The following is a 23260-nucleotide window of genomic DNA, read 5'->3' as shown; positions in this document are numbered from 1 at the left end:
GGGAATTCTCTCAAAATGGGGCACGACAATTGGGCAAAGATAGCACAATGCCCATTTTCCCCGCGAGCCATCCCCCCCAAGAGGCAATCCGGAGTGTGGCAGCATCGCAGCACTCAGGTCTGATCCAGCATCAGCCCCGAAAGCCGCTTCACTTTGCGCCGTACCGCCTCCTGAAATACACCCTGCCGCGGTTCAATAAGGCTGAACCAGTGCTTGGCGCGCGTAATACCGGTGTAGATCAGTTCCTTGGTCAACACCGGGTTCAAGGCATCCGGCAAAATCAGCGCGGTATGGGCAAACTCCGAGCCCTGGGACTTATGCACCGTCATCGCGTAAACCGTTTCAACATCGCTCAGCCGGCTTGGCAACACGAAGCGCACACCGCCCTTGCCGTCACTGCGTGGGAACGCAACGCGCAGCACCTGCTTGCCGCCACTCCCTCCCTCCGGCAACCGCAGGGCGATACCGATGTCACCGTTCATCAAACCCAGCCCATAGTCGTTACGGGTCATCAACACCGGGCGGCCCTCGTACCAAACCGCGTCACTGTCGATCAGCCCCGCGCGGGACAAGGCCTGGGTAGCACGCAGGTTCAACCCCTCTACCCCCCAAGGCCCTTTTCGCACCGCGCAGAGCAGTTGAAACGTCTCGAACGCCCGCAATACCGCCAAGGCCCAGTTGCCCCAGCGCGGATCATCCAGCGGGGCATTCTCGGGCGGACGCTCACTGCCCATCACCTGCAGATAGTACCGATAGCCCTTGGCGTCGCTTTCTCCACGTCCGATACCGTCCAGCAGCAATCGATCGAGTGCTCGATCCTGCTCACTACGCAGGCTCAGCAGGTGAAGATCCGCATGCATGGCCGTTGCCAACAGCGCCCTCGCCGGCTCCGCTTGTTGAGCGTTGACCAAGCGCGCCAGTTGTCCGATACCGCTACCTTCACCAAAACGTCGGGAGTGACGCAGCATGACCACTTGCTGGGCCAGAGCATGCTGTTCTGCGGAGCCCGGCTGCAGCCCACTGTCGGCAAGCTGTTCGCCACTGACCTGCTCCAGCCAGCGCTGAGTCTGCGGGCTATAGCAACCCGCCTCGGCATCACGACACAGGTCACCCAGTACCGCACCGGCCTCGACCGACGCCAATTGGTCTTTGTCACCCAACAGAATAAGCCGGGCATGATGCGGCAAGGCTGCCAGCAAGTTGGCCATCATCTCCAAGTCGATCATTGAGGCTTCATCGACCACCAGTACATCCAACGGCAGCGGGTTGCCCGAGTGGTGACGGAAGTGCCGCGAACCAGGTCGACTGCCCAAAAGACGGTGAACCGTCGAGACCTCGGTGGGAATATGTTCACGCACGGTTTCACTGACAGCCAATTGCTGCACTTGCTGACCGATGGACTCAGTCAGGCGCGCAGCCGCCTTGCCCGTCGGTGCGGCGAGGCGAATACGCAACGGACGCCCCATATCCACTGCGGGAGCCTGAAGTAACGCCAGCAACCGCACGACTGTCGTGGTCTTACCCGTGCCGGGGCCACCCGTGATGATGCTGAACCCCGCACGGGTCGCCAGTGCACACGCAAGTTTTTGCCAATCGACCTGCCCTGCCGGAGCACCGCTCTCGAACAGTTGGTCAAGCCGTGCACGCAAGTCGACCGCCGCAACCTCCTGCTGTGCCAGACGCTGACGCAGGGCGCTGTCGACCTGGCGCTCATAGCCCCAGTACCGGCGCAGGTACAAGCGTTGGCCGCAGAGCACCAGCGGTCTGTCTGTCTGCGCGTCATTCCCGGCATGGGCCACCAGCGCACTGCTCGACAGGATTGCACACCAGGTCGCCTGATCCAGGTGCTCAAGCAATTGTGACGGCAGTAACACCGGCCCCGCCAGGAGGTCACCCTCAGGCGGCAGAGACAACGCGAAATCCGGCTCGGCGAGGGTCTCGCCCACATCCAGGCAGACATGCCCATGCCCTAACTGATGGCTGGCAAGTGCGGCGGCCAGCAACACCCGAGGGTCGGCACGCCCGTCGAGCTCGCCAAGAAACGCAACAAAGGCCCGGTCCAGAGCGCGTAACCAACCGCGTTCAACCCAACGGTCAAGCAGGATCAGCAGATCGTTGATCTCGCTCAAGGGGCGCAGGGCCGACAACTGTTGCGCGTCCAGCGGCAATGGCAAAAGGTCGGTGAAGGTACGGCTCATGGCTGCTGCTCTCCAAACAGGTCCTGTTGTTGCGGCTGCCAATTGCCACGAAACAGTGCATCCAGTTGCTCAATCAATTCCCGTGGTGGTTTGACGAAGTACACGCCTCTGGACGACGAACGCGCCCCACGCAGGAACATGAACACGGCACCGCCAACATGCTGGTCATAGTCGTAATCGGGCAGGCGAACACGCAACTGCCGGTGCAGGGCCAACAGATAGAGGACGTACTGCAAGTCGTACCGATGCTCAAGAATCGCCGTTTCCATGGCCTGCTCGCTGTAGGCGGAATCCTCCGCGCCCAGCCAGTTGGATTTGTAATCGGTCACGTAGTAGCGACCGTCATGTTCGAAGGCCAGGTCAATAAAGCCTTTGAACATGCCATTGAGCAGTGCCGGCTTGGCGGCTGCACGGTTTTCGCCGTTATGAGTGTACTGCGCCACCAGACGATCAAGGCAGGCGACATCCACCTGATGGCTGGCGAACCAGAACTCCATCTCGATCTGGTACTGGTGTAGCTCGCCCAGGACCACGGGCGGGCTGTTCGGCGCCAACGGCATTGGCGTCTCGATCAGTTGCCCCAACCAGTGGTTCAAGGTGCTAATCCAGCCCGTCCAGCCACGCCGATTGCAGCGTTGTGCAACGGTCTTTTCCAGGAGATGCGGCTGCTCACGAACACGGGCAAAGCCTTCGCGCCCTGCCCATTCCAGCAAGCCATGCAGAAAGGTACCCGGATTGGGGCCACGGGGAAAACGGTGGAGATCACTGCCACCGGGCAACGCTTCAGAAAGCACCAGCGGATCGGCACGCTCATCGTCGAGCAGTTGCTGCGCCTGGGAGCTGTCCAGCGCCAGAAGGTCTTCACCGATATGCAGCGCACTGTAGGAGGCAATCCACCAGTTCTCGGCAGCACGGCGGCGGGGTAGTCTCTGGGGTGCCAGCTCGGCCGTATTTCGCGTTGCGGTAAAGCACGCCGCCTCTGCCTCGGGCAATACTTCACAGCGAATTGCCGGGGCCCCATCGCTGAGCGCCGCCAGCCATTGCCCGAGCGCTGCCGAGTTATCCAAGGGCACACCGCCACCCAGCAAGTAGCCCAGCGCCGATCGGTGCAGCAGTGACTCCTTGCTGGTCCCCCGCTTGAGGTCAGCCACGCCCAGCCAGCACGCATGGCGTGCGCGCGTCAGGGCGACATAAAGCAACCGCAGGTCCTCGGCCAGACGCTCATCATCGGCCAGCGCAATCTGCTCAGAGTTAGGCGTCAGGGTCAGTTGAGCCTGACGCTCACTGTCGTGCCAGGCCAGTGGCAGGCGCTTGCCATCAACCGGTTTGGTACTGCACACGAATGGGAGAAACACCAACGGATACTCAAGCCCCTTGGACTTGTGAATGGTCACGACCTTGACCAGTTGCTCATCACTTTCCAGGCGCAGAATCTGTTCTTCAGCCGCCTGGCCGCCAGAGGCCAGGTGTTCGCTCAGGTGACGAATCAGTGCCTGCTCGCCATCCAGCTCGGTTGCCGCCTGCTGCAACAGCTCTGCAAGGTGCAGGAGGTTGGTCAGTACCCGCTCGCCATCGCTGCGCGCGATCAGCACCTGCGGCAAATTGAAGTCATGCAGCAGGCGGCGCAACATCGGCAGAACGCCCTGAGTACGCCACAGGTGCCGGTACTCACGGAATTTCATCACCCAACGTTCCCAGTCCAACTCATCCTGGTTCAGTTGATCCAACGCGCTCAGAGGCAAGTTCAAGGTAACACTGGCCAGCGCGGCTTTAAGCAAGCGCTCTACATCCGGCTCGGCACAGGCCTTGAGCCAGGACAACAGGTCATGGGCCTCCTGGGCGGAGAACACCGAATCCTTGTCCGACAGGTAAACACTACGCACCCCACGTGCGGCGAGTTCTTCGCGAACCAACTGCGCCTCTCGGCCGTCGCGAACCAGAATGGCGATATCGGAAGGCTGGCAGCCCCGCAGCTCGCCCTCAGCCTGCACAAAACCACTGCGTCCCTGCTGCCCGCCGCTAAGCAAGGCGACAATGGCAGTGGCACAGCTGGCAGCCATTTGTTTCCGGTAGACCGCAGCCGAAACCGGCTCGTCACTGACAAGCTGCCAGATATTCAGCGCCGGTACGACCTGACCGCCGACCTGCAGCGTCTCCTTTCGGCCTTGAGCCTTGACCGCCTGGAACGGCACCGGGTTGTCGTCTTCGCGTCGGAACAGGAAAGCGCCGGCGCCCTGCGTACGTTGCTCGGCACGCTGGAACACATGGTTGACTGCAGTAACCATGGCCTGGCTGGAGCGAAAGTTGGTATCGAGTGTATGCAATCGACCCGCGGTGGCCTCACGGGCTCGCAGGTAGGTAAAGATGTCCGCACCACGGAACGCATAGATAGCCTGCTTGGGGTCTCCAATCAGGAAAAGCCCGGTCTCGCGCAGGTTTTCTTCAATGCGGTAAATGCGCTGAAAGATCCGATACTGGACGGGATCGGTATCCTGGAATTCGTCGATCAGCGCGATGGGGAATTGCTCACGAATCAACCCGGCCAGGCGTTCACCGGCAGGACCACTCAAGGCACTGTCGAGTCGCAACAGCATGTCGTCGAAGCCCATTTCAGCACGGCGCCGCTTTTCCTGCTCAAAGCGAGAGCCGACCCAGGCCGCCGCATGCTCCAGCAGGCTGGCATCTGGAGTCGGCAGGGCCTGTAAACGCTCACGCAGGGTCGACATGGCCTCAAGGGCCGGGTGCCGTGGCGGCTCACCTTTCCAGGCTTCTGCCATACCCTCCGGTGTAAAGCGGGTGAAGCCAGTGCCGAGGTCGAGTTCCTCAGCCTGCTCTTCAGTAGCCCACACCCTCAGCTTTTCACACCAGGGCTCGAAGTAACGCGCCTGCATCTTGCGCCCGTCGACCTGCTTGGCTGCGAGACCTTCATGGCAGAGTTGCAACAACTCGGCAGCCCATTGGGCCCAAGGCGCTTTCAACTCACGCAGGTACTCGGCACGTTGCTGTAGAACGCCGTCGATCAGTGCCTGCGGTTCATCGGCGTCACTGGCCACCCGCTGGCGACCAAACAACGCGCGCACCTTGGGCAACAAGGCATCGGGGCTGCCCCAGTTGGCACGCACCCACTGCAAAGCGTCGCCCTGCATGCCATAACAGAAGCGGCGCCAATAATCGCGCATGACCTGGCCCAGCAGATCGCTGTGATCGGTCTCCAGGGTTTGGGTAAACAGGCTGCCGCTGTCGAACGCATGCTCACGCAGCATGCGTTGGCACCAACTGTGAATGGTCGAAACCGCAGCCTCGTCCATCCACTGCGCCGCAACCTCAAGCCGATTGGCACAGGCCGCCCAATGCTGGGGATCAAACTGCTCGCGCAGTTGTTGCAGCAGGCTGTCGGCCTCCAGCAGATCCCCACGGAAAAAGCGTGCGGCCTCTGCCAGACGCGTGCGAATACGCTCGCGCAACTCCTTGGTTGCGGCATCAGTGAACGTCACCACGAGAATCTGTGGCGGCAACAACTCACGACCGAAACCTTGCTCGCCACCATGCCCCAACACCAGGCGCAGATAGAGAGCGGAAATGGTGAAGGTTTTGCCGGTGCCAGCACTGGCTTCAATCAGTTGGCTACCGTGCAACGGAAAGCTCAGGGCCAAAGGCGGTTGTGGTTCAAGCATCATGAGCGGCCCTCCTCACGGCCAACAGACTGCCAGCCGGCGTCATACAGTGGACGGTAAAGCGACTCACACCAGCCTTCGAATTCCTCACTGGCCGTGAGGGCGGCGAAATCACTGAACTGTCGAGCCAGCGCAGTGCTTTCGCTGCGCTCGCCATCATGGCTGATGCCATCACCGTCATAGGCTTTGGCTGCTGCCGCCAGGGCCTTGTCTGGATCACTTTGCTCAAGCCAGGCGAATGCAGTCTTCGCCGCCACGGGCAGCGGTGACGACATACCGGCCTGTCGAGCCAACAACAAGTGGCCCAGAAACTGCTCGGCAGCGTCCTTTTCCAATGGCTTGAGCAACAAGGTCTGATCGCTGGCCACCACCGCCGTGTGCAAGGGCAGCCCCACGGCACACGCGGCCAGGTGCATGACCCAACTGTGAATCAAGCGGTGCCACTTCAAGGTACGGCCGCTGCCGATGGTGTTAGGTAACGTAGTGATGCTCAACAGGTCATCGCCCTCACGGCGATAGACTTGGCCCAGCCAGCCATCAAGACGCAAGTGACGATACTCGAAACGAATGGGCAGGGCGCTGTCGACACGATGCGGCCACTGCTCCAAAAGCTGACGGTGACGCTGCAACAGGTCGGGCAACGGTTCAATGAGCTCGTCACGCAGGCAATCACCAAAACCGGCCATCGGCAGCACGCCACGCCCTTGCAGGCGGTTGGCCTGAGCCAGCAGCGCGCGCTCGCTGTCGTGCGTGTCGGCCAGGGCTGCAGCCAACAGGTTCTCACTCAAGCTGTAGCGCTGCAGCGCATCGAGCACAAAGGGCTCCTCATCAGCCAGCGGTGCCTGAGCAGACTCAAAGAACACCTTCAAACGCTGACTGAAAAAATGCCGTACGGGATGCCTTAGAAAATCCTGCAGCAATGGCAAGGTCAGTGGCTCGTCAGCCACGAAAGGCTCCAAGGCAGGCGGCTCAATGGCTTCCCCCGCATCCGTCAGATGCAACGCACGCCACTCATTGGCATAACTGAACAGACCACTGCCCTGATGGAAGTAGCGAGCACTGAAGGGTTGCAGTGGATGCTCGACCGTCAACGCATGGAGCAGCGAGTCCATGTCCTGCGCTTCGCCACCAGCAAGCGTCCAGCCAGCTGCCAGATGATCACGCAATTGCCCGATCAGTACCGAAGCCGGCCGCTCGCTGTTGTCACGAATACTGCGCCCTACCCAACTGACGTAGAGTTGATCGCGTGCCGACAGCAGCGCCTCCAGCAACAAGTAACGGTCATCTTCGCGGCGCGAGCGATCACCCGGACGGTAGTCACTGCCCATGAGGTCGAAGTCCAGAGGCGGCTGGGCTCGCGGATAGTCGCCGTCGTTCATCCCCAGCAGACAGATCACCTTGAAGGGGATTGCCCGCATCGGCATCAGGGTGCAAAAGTTCACGGAGCCGGCGAGGAAACGTTGCGACAGGCGCCCCTGATCAAGCCCGGCCAGCCAGGCTTCACGCACCACGGTCAGCGGCAGCAAATCTTCAAGACCGACCATCTCGCAGGTCTCTAGCCAGTCCTCGCACAGCGACTGCAACTGCACCAGCAGATAGTCGTCATGCTCGTTTTCTGCACGGAAAAACACCTGCAGCAACGCATTCAAACGCGCTCCCCAGTCGCCTGCAGAAGCTGGGCTGGACAGTTCGCGATAAGCCACCTCCAGCGCATCAATGAGAGCAACCAGCGGGCCGATCAACGCCGCGTCCAGCCCACCGATCTCATCGTAGGGCTCGATGCCGTCACAGCTTGCTCCGGCACCCACGGCATACCCCAGCAGCATGCGGCGCAAACCGAAATGCCAGCTGTTCTGTTCCAGCCCGGCAGGCAATTCAAGTGTCGCCCGCTGCTCGGCATTCAAGCCCCAGCGCACTCCCGCACCTTCAATCCAGCGATGCAGTGTCGGTAGGTCACTTTCCTTAATCCCGAAACGCGCCCTGAGGGCCGGGACGTCGAGCAGATCAAGAATCTCGCTGACCGGGAAGCGGCTGTCGGGAAGCTTGAGCAGATGCTCCAGGGCGATCAGCAGCGGATCGCGGCCACGCTGCCCCTGATCGGCCAAGGTGAAGGGGATGAACCGTGAATCGTCACGGGCGATCTGCCCAAATACGGCACGAATATGCGGAGCATAGGTATCAACATCCGGCACCATCACAATCACATCGCGAGGGCGCAAGGTTGAATCAGCACTGAAGCGAGCGAGCAACTGATCGTGCAGGATCTCGACTTCTCGCTGCGGGCTATGCGCAATATGAAACCGTATCGAGCGATCCTTGAGTGGGTCGACGCTTGGCCACAGCGCGCGCGTCTCGGTCAGCGGCCGCAACTCGAGGATGTCGTCCTGCAACTGGTTGAGCAGATTCTGCGGTTCGCTGTCGCTGAAGAGGTCAATACGCCCTTCGCTGAACGCCGCACGATAACTGTTCGGGTCGTCATAACTGTCGAGCAGATTGATGTAATCCCTGCCCTGCTTACCCCACGCCGCCAACAACGGGTGGGCATGCTGGTGCAGTACATCGGCATCGATCATTGCCGGGGTGCCACTCTTACGCTGCTGACGCTTGTACTGGTGACGCAGAAGGTCCTTGTCCGCGACGATATCAGCCCAGTGGTGTCGGCAAGGGTTGAGTACACACAGCAGCACCTGACTGAAACGAGATAGCCCCGCGAGCGCCTCAAGCGCCTGGGCCGGCAACGAAGAAATACCGAAGACGATAACCCGTGACGGCAAGCCGGCAGGGGCTTCCTGCAATTCGTTGATACGCTGAATAAAGCGCTGATGAACACCCGCACGACTCTGCGCCATGCCTTCAGTACCGACGTCCAGCAACAGCGCTCGCCACAATTCGGCCTGCCAGCAATTAGCCGCAGGCAAGGGCTTCGACTCACCACGTGCGGTGCGTAGCAGGTGGTGCCCTTCTGCCCAGTCCTGCAACCAGTCGGCGCGGTACACCTGATACTGGTCGAACAGATCAGCCAAGCGCTCTGCGAGTTGATAGCGCTTGCGCAAATCGGCATCGTCGGTCAAAAAACGCTGCAACGGCTCAAAATGCGGCCGATCAATGACCTCAGGTAGTAGACGCATCAAACGCCAGGTCAGCGGCGCCTTGTCGAGTAACGAGGTTTCCGGAATCTCCTCACGCCCCAACACTTTGCGGTACAGCTGCCACATGAAACTGCCAGGCAGTTGCACGTCAATGGCAGCAGCAATACCGCAACCGCCCTGATCATCTTCTTCAGGATCTTCAGCCAGAGCCAACTTCAACCACTGTGCAATGCCGTTGCTTTGCACCAATGCGATCTCATTCTCCAGCGGCAACAGCGGATTGCGGCGCATCCAGCCCACGACCAGGCTTCGCAGTTCATCCAGACGGTTGCCATGAACCACCATAAAGCCGGGCTGTAGATTGGAGGTGTGCGGCATGAGTATCCCTTGGTGCGGTGTGAAGAGGCTCGAACCTTAGCATGAGCTGCAGAGACAGGCCTCGCTGGCGATGTTTTCCAGGCCACAAAGACAAAACCCCTACCTGCATGTGCAGATAGGGGTTTCGGAATTTAATCTTGACGATGACCTACTCTCACATGGGGAAACCCCACACTACCATCGGCGATGCATCGTTTCACTGCTGAGTTCGGGATGGGATCAGGTGGTTCCAATGCTCTATGGTCGTCAAGAAATTCTGTGTACCAGACCGTCTTTCGACGCTCCAGCAAATCGGGTATGTGATAGTTGTGAGTCGCAAACTTTCGGTTCGTTTCGTCTTCACAACACCGCAATCTGGCCTTTCGACGCAAATTGCTTGGGTGTTATATGGTCAAGCCTCACGGGCAATTAGTATTGGTTAGCTCAATGCCTCACAGCACTTACACACCCAACCTATCAACGTCGTAGTCTTCGACGGCCCTTCAGGGAGCTCAAGGCTCCAGTGAGATCTCATCTTGAGGCAAGTTTCCCGCTTAGATGCTTTCAGCGGTTATCTCTTCCGAACATAGCTACCCGGCAATGCCACTGGCGTGACAACCGGAACACCAGAGGTTCGTCCACTCCGGTCCTCTCGTACTAGGAGCAGCCCCTCTCAAATCTCAAACGTCCACGGCAGATAGGGACCGAACTGTCTCACGACGTTCTAAACCCAGCTCGCGTACCACTTTAAATGGCGAACAGCCATACCCTTGGGACCGGCTTCAGCCCCAGGATGTGATGAGCCGACATCGAGGTGCCAAACACCGCCGTCGATATGAACTCTTGGGCGGTATCAGCCTGTTATCCCCGGAGTACCTTTTATCCGTTGAGCGATGGCCCTTCCATACAGAACCACCGGATCACTAAGACCTACTTTCGTACCTGCTCGACGTGTCTGTCTCGCAGTCAAGCGCGCTTTTGCCTTTATACTCTACGACCGATTTCCGACCGGTCTGAGCGCACCTTCGTACTCCTCCGTTACTCTTTAGGAGGAGACCGCCCCAGTCAAACTACCCACCATACACTGTCCTCGATCCGGATGACGGACCTGAGTTAGAACCTCAAAGTTGCCAGGGTGGTATTTCAAGGATGGCTCCACGCGAACTGGCGTCCACGCTTCAAAGCCTCCCACCTATCCTACACAAGCAAATTCAAAGTCCAGTGCAAAGCTATAGTAAAGGTTCACGGGGTCTTTCCGTCTAGCCGCGGATACACTGCATCTTCACAGCGATTTCAATTTCACTGAGTCTCGGGTGGAGACAGCGCCGCCATCGTTACGCCATTCGTGCAGGTCGGAACTTACCCGACAAGGAATTTCGCTACCTTAGGACCGTTATAGTTACGGCCGCCGTTTACCGGGGCTTCGATCAAGAGCTTCGCGTTAGCTAACCCCATCAATTAACCTTCCGGCACCGGGCAGGCGTCACACCCTATACGTCCACTTTCGTGTTTGCAGAGTGCTGTGTTTTTAATAAACAGTCGCAGCGGCCTGGTATCTTCGACCGGCATGGGCTTACGGAGCAAGTCCTTCACCCTCACCGGCGCACCTTCTCCCGAAGTTACGGTGCCATTTTGCCTAGTTCCTTCACCCGAGTTCTCTCAAGCGCCTTGGTATTCTCTACCCAACCACCTGTGTCGGTTTGGGGTACGGTTCCTGGTTATCTGAAGCTTAGAAGCTTTTCTTGGAAGCATGGCATCAACCACTTCGCGCTCTAAAGAGCACTCGTCATCAGCTCTCGGCCTTAAGATCCCGGATTTACCTAAGATCTCAGCCTACCACCTTAAACTTGGACAACCAACGCCAAGCTGGCCTAGCCTTCTCCGTCCCTCCATCGCAATAACCAGAAGTACAGGAATATTAACCTGTTTTCCATCGACTACGCTTTTCAGCCTCGCCTTAGGGACCGACTAACCCTGCGTCGATTAACGTTGCGCAGGAAACCTTGGTCTTTCGGCGTGGGAGTTTTTCACTCCCATTGTCGTTACTCATGTCAGCATTCGCACTTCTGATACCTCCAGCAAGCTTCTCAACTCACCTTCACAGGCTTACAGAACGCTCCTCTACCGCGTCACCTAAGTGACACCCGTAGCTTCGGTGCATGGTTTGAGCCCCGTTACATCTTCCGCGCAGGCCGACTCGACTAGTGAGCTATTACGCTTTCTTTAAAGGGTGGCTGCTTCTAAGCCAACCTCCTAGCTGTCTAAGCCTTCCCACATCGTTTCCCACTTAACCATGACTTTGGGACCTTAGCTGACGGTCTGGGTTGTTTCCCTTTTCACGACGGACGTTAGCACCCGCCGTGTGTCTCCCATGCTCGGCACTTGTAGGTATTCGGAGTTTGCATCGGTTTGGTAAGTCGGGATGACCCCCTAGCCGAAACAGTGCTCTACCCCCTACAGTGATACATGAGGCGCTACCTAAATAGCTTTCGAGGAGAACCAGCTATCTCCGAGCTTGATTAGCCTTTCACTCCGATCCACAGGTCATCCGCTAACTTTTCAACGGTAGTCGGTTCGGTCCTCCAGTCAGTGTTACCTAACCTTCAACCTGCCCATGGATAGATCGCCCGGTTTCGGGTCTATACCCAGCGACTAAACGCCCTATTAAGACTCGCTTTCGCTACGCCTCCCCTATTCGGTTAAGCTCGCCACTGAATATAAGTCGCTGACCCATTATACAAAAGGTACGCAGTCACCTAACAAAGTAGGCTCCCACTGCTTGTACGCATACGGTTTCAGGATCTATTTCACTCCCCTCTCCGGGGTTCTTTTCGCCTTTCCCTCACGGTACTAGTTCACTATCGGTCAGTCAGTAGTATTTAGCCTTGGAGGATGGTCCCCCCATATTCAGACAAAGTTTCTCGTGCTCCGTCCTACTCGATTTCATTGGTAAGAGATTTTCGCGTACAGGGCTATCACCCACTATGGCCGCACTTTCCAGAGCGTTCCGCTAATCTCAAATCAACTTAAGGGCTAGTCCCCGTTCGCTCGCCACTACTAAGGGAATCTCGGTTGATTTCTTTTCCTCAGGGTACTTAGATGTTTCAGTTCCCCTGGTTCGCCTCTTGCACCTATGTATTCAGTACAAGATACCTAGGTTATCCTAGGTGGGTTCCCCCATTCAGAGATCTCCGGATCAAAGTCTGTTTGCCGACTCCCCGAAGCTTATCGCAGGCTACCACGTCTTTCATCGCCTCTGACTGCCAAGGCATCCACCGTATGCGCTTCTTCACTTGACCATATAACCCCAAGCAATCTGGTTATACTGTGAAGACGACATTCGCCGAAAATTCGCAATACTCTTAAAGACTTAAGAGACACTCACAAATTTTACCTTAGCCTGAATAAACACCAGTGAAAGTGCTATTCAGTCTATTTCTATCACATACCCAAATTTTTAAAGAACGATTCTGAAAAAGTTCAGAAATCAACATTCACCATCATCACAATGGAATGCTCATTTCTAAGCTTTGACACGGTTGAGCAAGAGGGGTGGTGGAGCCAAGCGGGATCGAACCGCTGACCTCCTGCGTGCAAGGCAGGCGCTCTCCCAGCTGAGCTATGGCCCCAGCAATTGGTGGGTCTGGGCAGATTCGAACTGCCGACCTCACCCTTATCAGGGGTGCGCTCTAACCAACTGAGCTACAGACCCAATCGAAGGTTGCTAACCTAATCGTCTTCTTCAATGAATCAAGCAATTCGTGTGGGAGCTTATGAAGCAGCTGATGTCGTCGATTAAGGAGGTGATCCAGCCGCAGGTTCCCCTACGGCTACCTTGTTACGACTTCACCCCAGTCATGAATCACACCGTGGTAACCGTCCCCCCGAAGGTTAGACTAGCTACTTCTGGTGCAACCCACTCCCATGGTGTGACGGGCGGTGTGTACAAGGCCCGGGAACGTATTCACCGCGACATTCTGATTCGCGATTACTAGCGATTCCGACTTCACGCAGTCGAGTTGCAGACTGCGATCCGGACTACGATCGGTTTTGTGAGATTAGCTCCACCTCGCGGCTTGGCAACCCTCTGTACCGACCATTGTAGCACGTGTGTAGCCCAGGCCGTAAGGGCCATGATGACTTGACGTCATCCCCACCTTCCTCCGGTTTGTCACCGGCAGTCTCCTTAGAGTGCCCACCATTACGTGCTGGTAACTAAGGACAAGGGTTGCGCTCGTTACGGGACTTAACCCAACATCTCACGACACGAGCTGACGACAGCCATGCAGCACCTGTCTCAATGTTCCCGAAGGCACCAATCCATCTCTGGAAAGTTCATTGGATGTCAAGGCCTGGTAAGGTTCTTCGCGTTGCTTCGAATTAAACCACATGCTCCACCGCTTGTGCGGGCCCCCGTCAATTCATTTGAGTTTTAACCTTGCGGCCGTACTCCCCAGGCGGTCAACTTAATGCGTTAGCTGCGCCACTAAAATCTCAAGGATTCCAACGGCTAGTTGACATCGTTTACGGCGTGGACTACCAGGGTATCTAATCCTGTTTGCTCCCCACGCTTTCGCACCTCAGTGTCAGTATGAGCCCAGGTGGTCGCCTTCGCCACTGGTGTTCCTTCCTATATCTACGCATTTCACCGCTACACAGGAAATTCCACCACCCTCTGCCCTACTCTAGCTCGCCAGTTTTGGATGCAGTTCCCAGGTTGAGCCCGGGGATTTCACATCCAACTTAACGAACCACCTACGCGCGCTTTACGCCCAGTAATTCCGATTAACGCTTGCACCCTCTGTATTACCGCGGCTGCTGGCACAGAGTTAGCCGGTGCTTATTCTGTCGGTAACGTCAAAACAGCAAGGTATTAGCTTACTGCCCTTCCTCCCAACTTAAAGTGCTTTACAATCCGAAGACCTTCTTCACACACGCGGCATGGCTGGATCAGGCTTTCGCCCATTGTCCAATATTCCCCACTGCTGCCTCCCGTAGGAGTCTGGACCGTGTCTCAGTTCCAGTGTGACTGATCATCCTCTCAGACCAGTTACGGATCGTCGCCTTGGTGAGCCATTACCTCACCAACTAGCTAATCCGACCTAGGCTCATCTGATAGCGCAAGGCCCGAAGGTCCCCTGCTTTCTCCCGTAGGACGTATGCGGTATTAGCGTTCCTTTCGAAACGTTGTCCCCCACTATCAGGCAGATTCCTAGGTATTACTCACCCGTCCGCCGCTGAATCAAGGAGCAAGCTCCCGTCATCCGCTCGACTTGCATGTGTTAGGCCTGCCGCCAGCGTTCAATCTGAGCCATGATCAAACTCTTCAGTTCAATACTGCTTGGGTTTTGAGAAAACCCTAAACTTGGCTCAGCAATCTCAAATGACTATTTCGATTTCTCGTGTAGTCACTTGTGATGCTGATAATCTTTTTGACTATCAGTCTGATTTCACAAGCACCCACACGAATTGCTTGATTCGATTGTTAAAGAGCGGTTGGTTAAGAGCTTTTCGTCTCAACCGAGGCGCGCATTCTACGCTTTCCTCTGTCTCTGTCAAGCGTTTATTTTGAAGTTTTTCAAAATTTTCCGTTCAACTTCAACCACTTGACTCGCTTCGATCTCTCGTTAGCGGGAGGCGAATTCTACAGCGTTTCAAGTCGCTGTCAACCACCTTTTTCACCGCTGCCGATCTATTCGACCGAAGCACTTCCAGCACCATCACTAAACATCTAACTCGTTGATTAACAAGAAGTTTTCCGTTTCGACTGCGCCGGAAGTGGGGCGAATTATAGAGATATAAAACAGCACGTCAAGGACTATCTGTAACGTTTCTATGCATCACGCCCAAATAGGCTAAAACAAGAGAGGGGAGGCCTTACGGCCTCCCCTCTCTTTCTAGCCGCACTTACAGGCTTGGGAATGCGAACTGCGAAGCCTCATGGCTGGCGCGTTGTGGCCAGCGCTGAGTGATTGCCTTGCGGCGGGTGTAGAAACGCACCCCATCCGGGCCATATGCATGCAGGTCACCGAACAGCGAACGCTTCCAGCCACCAAAGCTGTGGTAAGCCACCGGTACCGGCAGCGGCACGTTGACACCGACCATACCCACTTCGATTTCGTCGCAGAACAAGCGAGCGGCCTCACCGTCGCGAGTGAAGATACATGTGCCATTGCCGTACTCGTGCTCGTTGATGAGCTGCATTGCTTCCTCCAGGCTGTTAACCCGTACGACGCACAGCACTGGCCCGAAGATCTCTTCTTTATAGATGCGCATCTCTGGCGTCACGCGGTCAAACAGGCAGCCCCCCAGGAAGAAGCCTTCCTCATGACCGGCGACACTCAGGCCGCGACCATCAACAACCAGTTCGGCACCGGCCTTGAGACCGTCTTCCACATAGCCTGCCACCTTGTCGCGATGCTGCCCGGTAACCAACGGCCCCATGTCCAGACCACAGGAAGTGCCTGCACCGATTTTCAGCGCCTTGATCTGTGGCACCAGCTTGGCCACCAATGCATCAGCGACCTGGTCACCGACACATACGGCAACCGAGATCGCCATGCAACGCTCGCCACAGGAACCGTAAGCGGCACCCATCAGTGCGCTGACCGCGTTATCCAGGTCGGCATCCGGCATCAGTACTGCGTGGTTCTTCGCACCACCCAGCGCTTGTACGCGCTTGCCACGGGCAGCGCCTTCTTTATAGATGTACTCCGCGATTGGCGTAGAACCTACAAAGCTCAGTGCTTTGACTTCAGGTGCTTCAATCAGGGCATCCACGGCAACCTTGTCGCCGTGCACCACGTTGAGCACACCGTCAGGCAGGCCAGCCTCTTGCAACAGTTGAGCAATCAGTAACGTCGAGCTTGGGTCACGCTCAGACGGTTTGAGGATGAAGCAGTTGCCACAAACGATGGCCAGTGGGTACATCCACAGTGGAACCATCGCCGGGAAGTTGAACGGAGTGATGCCGGCAACCACACCCAGCGGCTGAAAGTCGGACCAGGCGTCAATGTTCGGGCCGACATTGCGGCTGTACTCACCCTTCAGTACTTCGGGTGCGGCACAGGCAAACTCAACGTTCTCGATACCCCGCTTCAGTTCACCAGCGGCGTCTTCCAGGGTCTTGCCGTGCTCTTCGCTGATCAACTGGGAGATACGCGCTTCGTTCTTTTCCAGCAGTTGCTTGAAGCGGAACATTATCTGAGCGCGTTTGGCCGCAGGTGTATTGCGCCAGGCAGGGAACGCTGCCTTGGCGGCATCGATAGCCTGTTGGACCGTTTCCTTGCTGGCCAACGCTACCTTGTGGATAACCTGACCCGTGGACGGGTTAAAGACCTCGGCGGTACGCTCGCCGCCAGACACCAGATCGCCGTTGATCAAATGTTGAACAATGCTCATGCAGAACTCCAGAGAGGGTGCTAGTCCAGGCGCGGGGCTGCCCGCGCCTGCTACTTATATATAGAAGGGCTCAGTCGACCTGGTTCAGCGCTTCGCCGACTGCATCGAACAGACGGTCCAGCTCCTGCGGCTTAGCGTTGAAGGTTGGTCCGAACTGCAGGGTGTCACCGCCGAAGCGGACGTAGAAACCGGCTTTCCACAGTTTCATCGCTGCTTCATAAGGGCGAACGATGGCATCGCCGTCACGCGCAGCAATCTGGATCGCACCCGCCAAGCCGTAGTTACGAATATCAACGATGTTCTTCGCACCCTTCACGCCGTGCAGCACGCTCTCGAAGTGCGGCGCCAGCTCAGCGGCAGCCTGAACCAGGCCTTCTTTCTGCAACAGGTCCAAGGCCGCAATACCTGCCGCGCAGGCAACTGGGTGCGCCGAGTAGGTATAGCCATGGGGGAACTCCACTGCATACTCGGGAGTCGGCTGGTTCATGAAGGTCTGGTAGATCTCAGTACTGGCAATCACGGCCCCCATCGGAATGGCGCCGTTTGTGACCTGCTTGGCGATACACATCAGGTCTGGCGTAACACCAAAGGCCTCAGCGCCAAAGTTCGCCCCCATGCGACCAAAACCGGTAATCACTTCATCGAAGATCAGCAGAATGTTGTGCTGGTCACAGATCTCGCGCAAACGCTTCAGATAGCCCTTCGGTGGCGGCAATACGCCTGCAGACCCTGCCAGCGGCTCAACGATCAGCGCAGCAATGTTCGAGGCGTCATGCAGCTCGATCAGCTTGAGCATCTCATCAGCCAGGGCGATACCGCCTTCTTCAGGCATACCCTTGGTAAAGGCGTTGCTGGCCAGCACGGTGTGAGGCAGGTGATCGACGTCCAGCAACTGGCCGAACATCTTGCGGTTGCCATTCACCCCGCCGAGGCTGGTACCGGCAATGTTCACGCCGTGATAGCCACGGGCACGACCGATCAGCTTGGTCTTGGTCGCCTGACCTTTCAAGCGCCAGTAGGCACGCACCATCTTCACGGCGGTGTCGGCGCACTCAGAGCCCGAGTTGGTATAAAAAACGTGGTTCAGATTGCCCGGGGTCAGGTCGGTGATCTTCTCGGCCAGTTGGAACGACAGCGGATGACCAAACTGGAAGGCTGGCGAATAGTCGAGGACACCCAACTGACGCGACACGGCTTCCTGGATTTCCTTGCGGGTATGGCCGGCACCGCAGGTCCACAAGCCCGACAGTGCGTCGTAGATCTTGCGGCCCTTGTCATCGGTCAGATAACTGCCTTCAGCGGCGACGATCAGGCGCGGATCACGCTGGAAGTTACGATTGGCGGTATACGGCATCCAGTGCGCATCCAGCTTGAGCTGGCTGGCCAGACCGTTCGGTGCGTGTTCAGGCATGTTCATCGGACAAACCTCGCAAGGCGATTGGGTGATATGTGTTGTTGCAGCTAAGTTGTCACGGCTATAAAGTCTGAAAAAGCCTACTTTTCTAATCTTTAGATAACCGAGCACTAAACTATGAGCCGTCGCCCGGAGCCCCTTGCCCAGGTCAGTGATTTCGATATTCGCTTGCTGAAGATCTACCGCAGCGTGGTGGAGTGCGGCGGCTTTTCGGCTGCCGAGAACGTACTGGGCATTGGTCGATCAGCAATCAGCCAGCAGATGAGCGACCTGGAGCAGCGCCTTGGCCTGCGCTTGTGCCAACGGGGCCGTGCCGGTTTCTCGCTGACCGAGGAAGGCCGCGAGGTCTATCAATCTGCGCTTCAGTTGCTCAGCGCACTTGAAAGTTTTCGCACCGAAGTCAACGGCCTGCACCAGCACCTGCGAGGCGAGTTGAACATCGGCCTGACCGACAACCTGGTCACCCTTCCACACATGCGGATCACCCATGCCTTGGCACAACTCAAGGATCGTGGCCCCGACGTGCGTATCCAGATCCGCATGATTGCACCCAGTCAGGTCGAGCAAGGTGTGCTGGACGGCAGCCTGCATGTTGGCGTGGTACCACAAACCAGCCCGCTCTCCGGGCTGGAGTACGAGCCACTGTACAGCGAGCGCTCACTGCTCTACTGCGCCGTGGGGCATCCATTGTTCTACGTCGACGATCGCCAGCTCGACGACGAACGCCTGAACACCCAGGACGCCATTGCTCCGACGTTTCGCTTGCCCGCCGACATTCAGGCTCACTATCAAGTGCTCAACTGCACCGCCAGTGCCTCGGACCGCGAGGGCATGGCCTTTCTGATCCTGACCGGGCGCTACATCGGTTATCTGCCAGACCATTACGCCAGTTCCTGGGTGCAACAGGGACGCTTGCGAGCCCTCAAAGCCAGCGAACGCTTTTATGATTTGGGGTTGTCCTGGGTAACCCGTAAAGGCCGCCGACCACACCTGGTACTGGAGAGCTTTCTGGAAAGCCTTGCCGCGACCCGCTAAGAGGCTGGCACAGCAGTACCAAACACCCAAAAAAACACGAAGATTGCGTTTTTTAGCGGGTAGATGCTTGCCTGATAGCCGTGACTGGGTTATCTGTTGCTCTGCATTTACTTCGTATTTTCCGGAAACGCCCCATGACCCTGGAAGTCCCTGCGCATCGCCTGACAGCCTCCGGCAAACCTGCTGGTCGCATACGCCAAAAGAACGAGCAAGCTATTCTCAAGGCCGCCGAAGACGAGTTCGCCCGCCATGGCTTCAAAGGCACCAGCATGAACACCATTGCGCAGAACGCCGGGCTGCCCAAGGCCAACCTGCACTACTACTTCACCAACAAGCTGGGACTTTACGTTGCGGTGCTGAGCAACATCCTCGAACTATGGGACAGCACCTTCAACACCCTGAACAGCGATGACGATCCCGCTGTTGCGCTGAGCAACTATATTCGCACCAAGATCGAGTTTTCGCGGCGCAACCCACAAGCCTCACGCATCTTCGCCATGGAGATCATCAGTGGCGGCCAGTGCCTGAGCGAGTACTTCAACCAGGACTATCGCACCTGGTTCCAGGGGCGGGCAGCGGTCTTCCAGAGCTGGATCGACGCTGGCAAGATGGACCCCGTCGATCCAGTACATTTGATCTTCCTGTTATGGGGCAGTACCCAGCACTACGCAGACTTCGCGACCCAGATCTGCCAGGTCACCGGCCGTAGCCGCCTGACCAAGCAGGACATGGAAGAAGCCAGCAACAACCTTATCCACATCATCCTCAAAGGCTGTGGCCTGACACCTCCCAATTGAACATCGTTTATGCCTTCAACTCTGTTGGACACCTGCGAGTTTCGCGAAGAAATCCGTAAAAGCCGCTTCATTACCCTCGCAGGCCCGATCAGTAGCCCAACTGAAGCTCAACAATTCATTGAGCGACACAGTGATCTGGCTGCAACCCATAACTGCTGGGCCTGGAAAATCGGTCAGCAGTACCGTAGCAGCGACGATGGCGAGCCTGGTGGTACCGCAGGCCGGCCAATTCTCGCCGCCATTGAAGCCCAGGACTGCGACCAGGTCGTTGTGCTGGTGATCCGCTGGTACGGCGGTATTCAATTAGGTACTGGAGGCTTGGCACGGGCTTACGGTGGTGGCGCCAACAAGTGCCTGCAGCAGGCCGATAAAAGACGCCTGGTCAGCCGAGTCGGCCTGCGCTGCAGTTGCACGTTCAGCGAACTGGCACTGCTCAAACTACGCGTCGCAGAAGTCGACGGCCTGGTGCTGGATGAGCAATTCACCGCCAATGGCGTCGACGTGCAGATTGCCCTTGGCGAAGCGCACATCGAGCCTCTCCAGCGCCAATTGGCGGACCTCAGCCGCGGCCGGATCCTGTTGGAACGTACCTGACAGTTGCCCACATCCACTGTGGGCCTGGCTGTGGATAAGCTCTGAGCATTCCTCTACAGCCCTTTTAAAACGTGGCCTGCAAGCAAACGATCATATTTTGATCAATATTTGATGACAGCGCTTCAATTGCCCGAAAATCAGACGCTTAGGTTGATTTATAGCCAATCGAAGACTGCCCACTGACGCTTATACCTCTGTTTTCGCCTTGCACACAGATACTGTGGAGCAACCTGTGGATAAACCGTGTACGCCTTAGCCAAGCGCTTGAACGGTCACGCCTGTGGCAAGCTGGTTGTTTTTTGAACAATCCTGACACTCAGTGCAACGTCATGACGAAGGCGCCCCGCCGCGTCATCGCGACCGAACTGCACCTTGGCTGAAGGCTGGAGTATGCTTCAAGGTCACTCCCAAATGAGCCTCGGCACATGCATTGGTAAATGCCCTCAACCCTGCAGTGTGAGCGGCAATGCCGTGCGCCTCCTTGAAAGGAACCCTACGCATGAGCACCCAGAAAAACGCATTGATCATTGGCGCGTCACGCGGCCTGGGCCTTGGCCTGGTGCAGCGTCTGAACGAAGAAGGCTGGAACGTCGTAGCCACCGTCCGCGACCCGCAAAAAGCCGCTGCGCTGAACGCAGTGTCGAATGTTCAGGTCGAGACACTGGAGATGAACAGCAGCGCCCAACTTGACGCGCTTCAACAGCGCCTGAAGGGGCAGACCTTCGACCTGTTGTTCATCAATGCCGGCGTCAAGGGCCCGGACAACCAGAACGCTGAGCACGCGAACCTCGATGAGGTCGGTCAACTGTTCATGACAAACGCTGTAGCGCCCATTCGTGTCGCCCAGCGCTTTGCCCATCAGGTAAAGACAGACGGGGGCGTGATCGCCTTCATGAGCTCAATCCTAGGCAGTATCAGCATTCCCGATGCGCCAGAACTGGCCTTGTACAAAGCCAGCAAGGCCGCGCTGAACTCAATGATCAACAGTTTCTACGGCCCCCTGGAAATCCCCGGCCTGACCGTATTGGCCATGCACCCGGGTTGGGTGAAGACCGACATGGGCGGTGAAGGTGCCGAAATTGATGTCGCCACCAGCACCCGAGGCATGGTTGAACAGGTCAAGGCAAACAGCGGCCGGGGTGGCCTGTATTTCATCAACTACAAAGGCGAGCCCCTGATCTGGTGAATTGAATCACCACCGCTGAAACAGTAGACTCCAGGTCTCGCCTCCATGGCGGACCTGGATCAGCAGACAGGGCAACACTGAGCTGGCTAACCTGAACCCACTTTCAGAGGAGCCGGCACCATGCCTGCGACCCGCATCTGGTTGAAAAACCCCCTCGCCATTTTCACCGCCAACACCCTTGACGCCAGCGGCGGCCTGGTGATCGAAAATGGCCGTATCCACGAAGTTCTTGGCTTGGGACAATCTCCCGCCGCCCCCTGCGATCAGATCTTCGATGCCCGCGAGCACGTGCTGCTGCCCGGGCTGATCAACACCCATCATCACTTCTACCAGACCCTCACCCGCGCATGGGCGCCGGTGGTCAACCAGCCACTGTTCCCCTGGCTCAAAACGCTCTACCCGGTCTGGGCTCGTCTGACCCCCGAACGGCTTAAAGTGGCCACCCAGGTTGCACTGGCTGAACTGTTATTGTCGGGCTGCACAACGGCAGCCGATCACCACTACCTGTTTCCCGAAGGCCTGGAAGAGGCCATCGATGTGCAAGTCGAAAGTGTGCGGGAACTGGGTATGCGTGCCATGCTCACACGCGGCTCGATGAGCCTGGGCGAAGCCGATGGGGGGCTGCCGCCGCAGCAAACTGTGCAACAGGGCGAAGTGATCCTGGCGGACAGCCAGCGGCTTATCCACAACTACCATGAGCGCGGCGACGGCGCGCAGATCCAGATTGCCCTGGCCCCTTGCTCGCCCTTCTCGGTCACCCGCGAAATCATGCAGGCCAGCGCCAGCCTGGCGGAAGAAATGGATGTACGCCTGCATACACACCTGGCAGAAACCCTGGACGAAGAAGACTTCTGCCTGCAACGCTTCGGCCTGCGCACCGTTGACTACCTGGACAGTGTCGGCTGGCTTGGGCCACGCACCTGGCTGGCCCACGGCATTCATTTCAACCCCGATGAAATCGCCCGCCTCGGCAAAGCCGGCACGGGCATCTGCCATTGCCCGAGTTCCAACATGCGCCTGGCATCGGGTATCTGCCCGACCATGGACCTTAGCAATGCCGGTGCGCCGGTCGGGCTGGGTGTGGATGGCTCTGCGTCCAACGATGCCTCCAACATGATGCTGGAAACTCGCCAGGCCCTGTACCTGCAACGCCTGCGCTATGGTGCGCAAGCCATTACGCCGGAACGGGTACTGGGCTGGGCAACCCAAGGCTCTGCACAATTGCTCGGGCGCAACGACATCGGCGAACTGGCGCCGGGTAAACAGGCCGACCTGGCCCTGTTCAAACTCGACGAACTGCGCTTCTCCGGCAGCCACGATCCGCTCTCAGCCCTGCTGCTGTGCGGCGCAGACCGCGCTGATCGAGTGATGGTCGGTGGCCGCTGGCGTGTCATCGATGGGCACATCGACGGCCTGGACCTCAAAGCACTCATCGCCAACCATCGCCAGGCTGCAGCGGCGTTGATGGCAGGCTAAGCAACTGAAGCCAATGCACGCTCTCATCGATGGCATATA

At 57.6% G+C, this 23260-nt stretch carries 10 protein-coding genes, 2 tRNA genes and 3 rRNA genes; 5 read left to right on the top strand and 10 right to left on the bottom strand.

The genetic code is table 11. The features are described from left to right. Nucleotides 1–113: 113 nt before the first annotated feature. The 10 genes from recD to AB7M23_RS09290 form a co-directional block, all read right to left on the bottom strand. Entirely contained in the window at nt 114–2198 is a 2085-nt protein-coding gene (gene recD / locus AB7M23_RS09335) for an exodeoxyribonuclease V subunit alpha (protein ID WP_454240666.1), read from the bottom strand. Beyond that, entirely contained in the window at nt 2195–5872 is a 3678-nt protein-coding gene (gene recB, locus AB7M23_RS09330; RefSeq protein ID WP_454242160.1) for an exodeoxyribonuclease V subunit beta, read from the bottom strand. Before recB ends, recD begins: the two co-directional genes overlap by 4 nt. Continuing rightward, nucleotides 5872–9339, bottom strand: coding sequence for an exodeoxyribonuclease V subunit gamma (recC, locus tag AB7M23_RS09325; RefSeq protein ID WP_454240665.1), 3468 nt, complete (start codon nt 9337–9339; stop codon nt 5872–5874). Before recC ends, recB begins: the two co-directional genes overlap by 1 nt. A gap of 135 nt (nt 9340–9474) precedes the next feature. Continuing rightward, nucleotides 9475–9590, bottom strand: a 5S ribosomal RNA gene (gene rrf / locus AB7M23_RS09320). Nucleotides 9591–9726: 136 nt separating this feature from the next. Continuing rightward, a 23S ribosomal RNA gene (locus tag AB7M23_RS09315) occupies nt 9727–12617 on the bottom strand. 254 nt (nt 12618–12871) lie between these two features. Then, nucleotides 12872–12947, bottom strand: a tRNA-Ala gene (locus AB7M23_RS09310). 6 nt (nt 12948–12953) lie between these two features. After that, nucleotides 12954–13030, bottom strand: a tRNA-Ile gene (locus AB7M23_RS09305). An 84-nt stretch (nt 13031–13114) separates the two neighbouring features. Next, nucleotides 13115–14651, bottom strand: a 16S ribosomal RNA gene (locus AB7M23_RS09300). Together the 16S, 23S and 5S rRNA genes with 2 tRNA genes alongside form the textbook arrangement of a ribosomal RNA operon. A 574-nt stretch (nt 14652–15225) precedes the next feature. After that, a complete protein-coding gene (locus AB7M23_RS09295; protein ID WP_065761679.1) occupies nt 15226–16719 on the bottom strand; it encodes a CoA-acylating methylmalonate-semialdehyde dehydrogenase in 1494 nt (497 codons plus the stop codon). 70 nt (nt 16720–16789) lie between these two features. After that, nucleotides 16790–18136, bottom strand: a complete 1347-nt coding sequence (locus tag AB7M23_RS09290; RefSeq protein WP_065761678.1) for an aspartate aminotransferase family protein — start codon at nt 18134–18136, stop codon at nt 16790–16792. Nucleotides 18137–18250: 114 nt separating this feature from the next. Between AB7M23_RS09290 and AB7M23_RS09285 the strand changes: the two genes are divergently transcribed. The 5 genes from AB7M23_RS09285 (at nt 18251) to AB7M23_RS09265 (ending at nt 23221) form a co-directional block, all read left to right on the top strand. Continuing rightward, complete coding sequence (locus tag AB7M23_RS09285; protein WP_065761677.1) at nt 18251–19168, top strand: LysR family transcriptional regulator; 918 nt, start codon at nt 18251–18253, stop codon at nt 19166–19168. 134 nt (nt 19169–19302) lie between these two features. Continuing rightward, nucleotides 19303–19965 (top strand): TetR/AcrR family transcriptional regulator, encoded by a 663-nt coding sequence (locus AB7M23_RS09280; protein WP_099773466.1) that lies wholly within the window; start codon nt 19303–19305, stop codon nt 19963–19965. A gap of 9 nt (nt 19966–19974) precedes the next feature. Then, nucleotides 19975–20559 carry an IMPACT family protein gene (locus AB7M23_RS09275; protein ID WP_065761675.1) on the top strand — a complete coding sequence of 195 codons (585 nt, stop codon included), beginning with the start codon at nt 19975–19977 and terminating at the stop codon, nt 20557–20559. 499 nt (nt 20560–21058) lie between these two features. Continuing rightward, nucleotides 21059–21745 (top strand): SDR family oxidoreductase, encoded by a 687-nt coding sequence (locus AB7M23_RS09270; protein WP_102053401.1) that lies wholly within the window; start codon nt 21059–21061, stop codon nt 21743–21745. 120 nt (nt 21746–21865) lie between these two features. Continuing rightward, a complete protein-coding gene (locus AB7M23_RS09265) occupies nt 21866–23221 on the top strand; it encodes an 8-oxoguanine deaminase (RefSeq protein WP_454240664.1) in 1356 nt (451 codons plus the stop codon). Nucleotides 23222–23260: the final 39 nt, after the last annotated feature.

This window comes from Pseudomonas sp. HLS-6 TE3448, assembly GCF_053629555.1.
Note: the sequence above shows the minus strand (reverse complement) of the source record. Positions and strands in the feature narration are given on the sequence as shown.

What these genes read in the sequence shown, in the direction of transcription:
- AB7M23_RS09290 (WP_065761678.1), bottom strand. Translation starts at nt 18,136, where the DNA reads ATGAACATGCCTGAACACGCACCGAACGGTCTGGCCAGCCAGCTCAAG.
- AB7M23_RS09285 (WP_065761677.1), top strand. Translation starts at nt 18,251, where the DNA reads ATGAGCCGTCGCCCGGAGCCCCTTGCCCAGGTCAGTGATTTCGATATT.
- AB7M23_RS09280 (WP_099773466.1), top strand. Translation starts at nt 19,303, where the DNA reads ATGACCCTGGAAGTCCCTGCGCATCGCCTGACAGCCTCCGGCAAACCT.
- AB7M23_RS09265 (WP_454240664.1), top strand. Translation starts at nt 21,866, where the DNA reads ATGCCTGCGACCCGCATCTGGTTGAAAAACCCCCTCGCCATTTTCACC.
- AB7M23_RS09270 (WP_102053401.1), top strand. Translation starts at nt 21,059, where the DNA reads ATGAGCACCCAGAAAAACGCATTGATCATTGGCGCGTCACGCGGCCTG.
- recD (WP_454240666.1), bottom strand. Translation starts at nt 2,198, where the DNA reads ATGAGCCGTACCTTCACCGACCTTTTGCCATTGCCGCTGGACGCGCAA.
- recC (WP_454240665.1), bottom strand. Translation starts at nt 9,339, where the DNA reads ATGCCGCACACCTCCAATCTACAGCCCGGCTTTATGGTGGTTCATGGC.
- AB7M23_RS09275 (WP_065761675.1), top strand. Translation starts at nt 19,975, where the DNA reads ATGCCTTCAACTCTGTTGGACACCTGCGAGTTTCGCGAAGAAATCCGT.
- recB (WP_454242160.1), bottom strand. Translation starts at nt 5,872, where the DNA reads ATGCTTGAACCACAACCGCCTTTGGCCCTGAGCTTTCCGTTGCACGGT.
- AB7M23_RS09295 (WP_065761679.1), bottom strand. Translation starts at nt 16,719, where the DNA reads ATGAGCATTGTTCAACATTTGATCAACGGCGATCTGGTGTCTGGCGGC.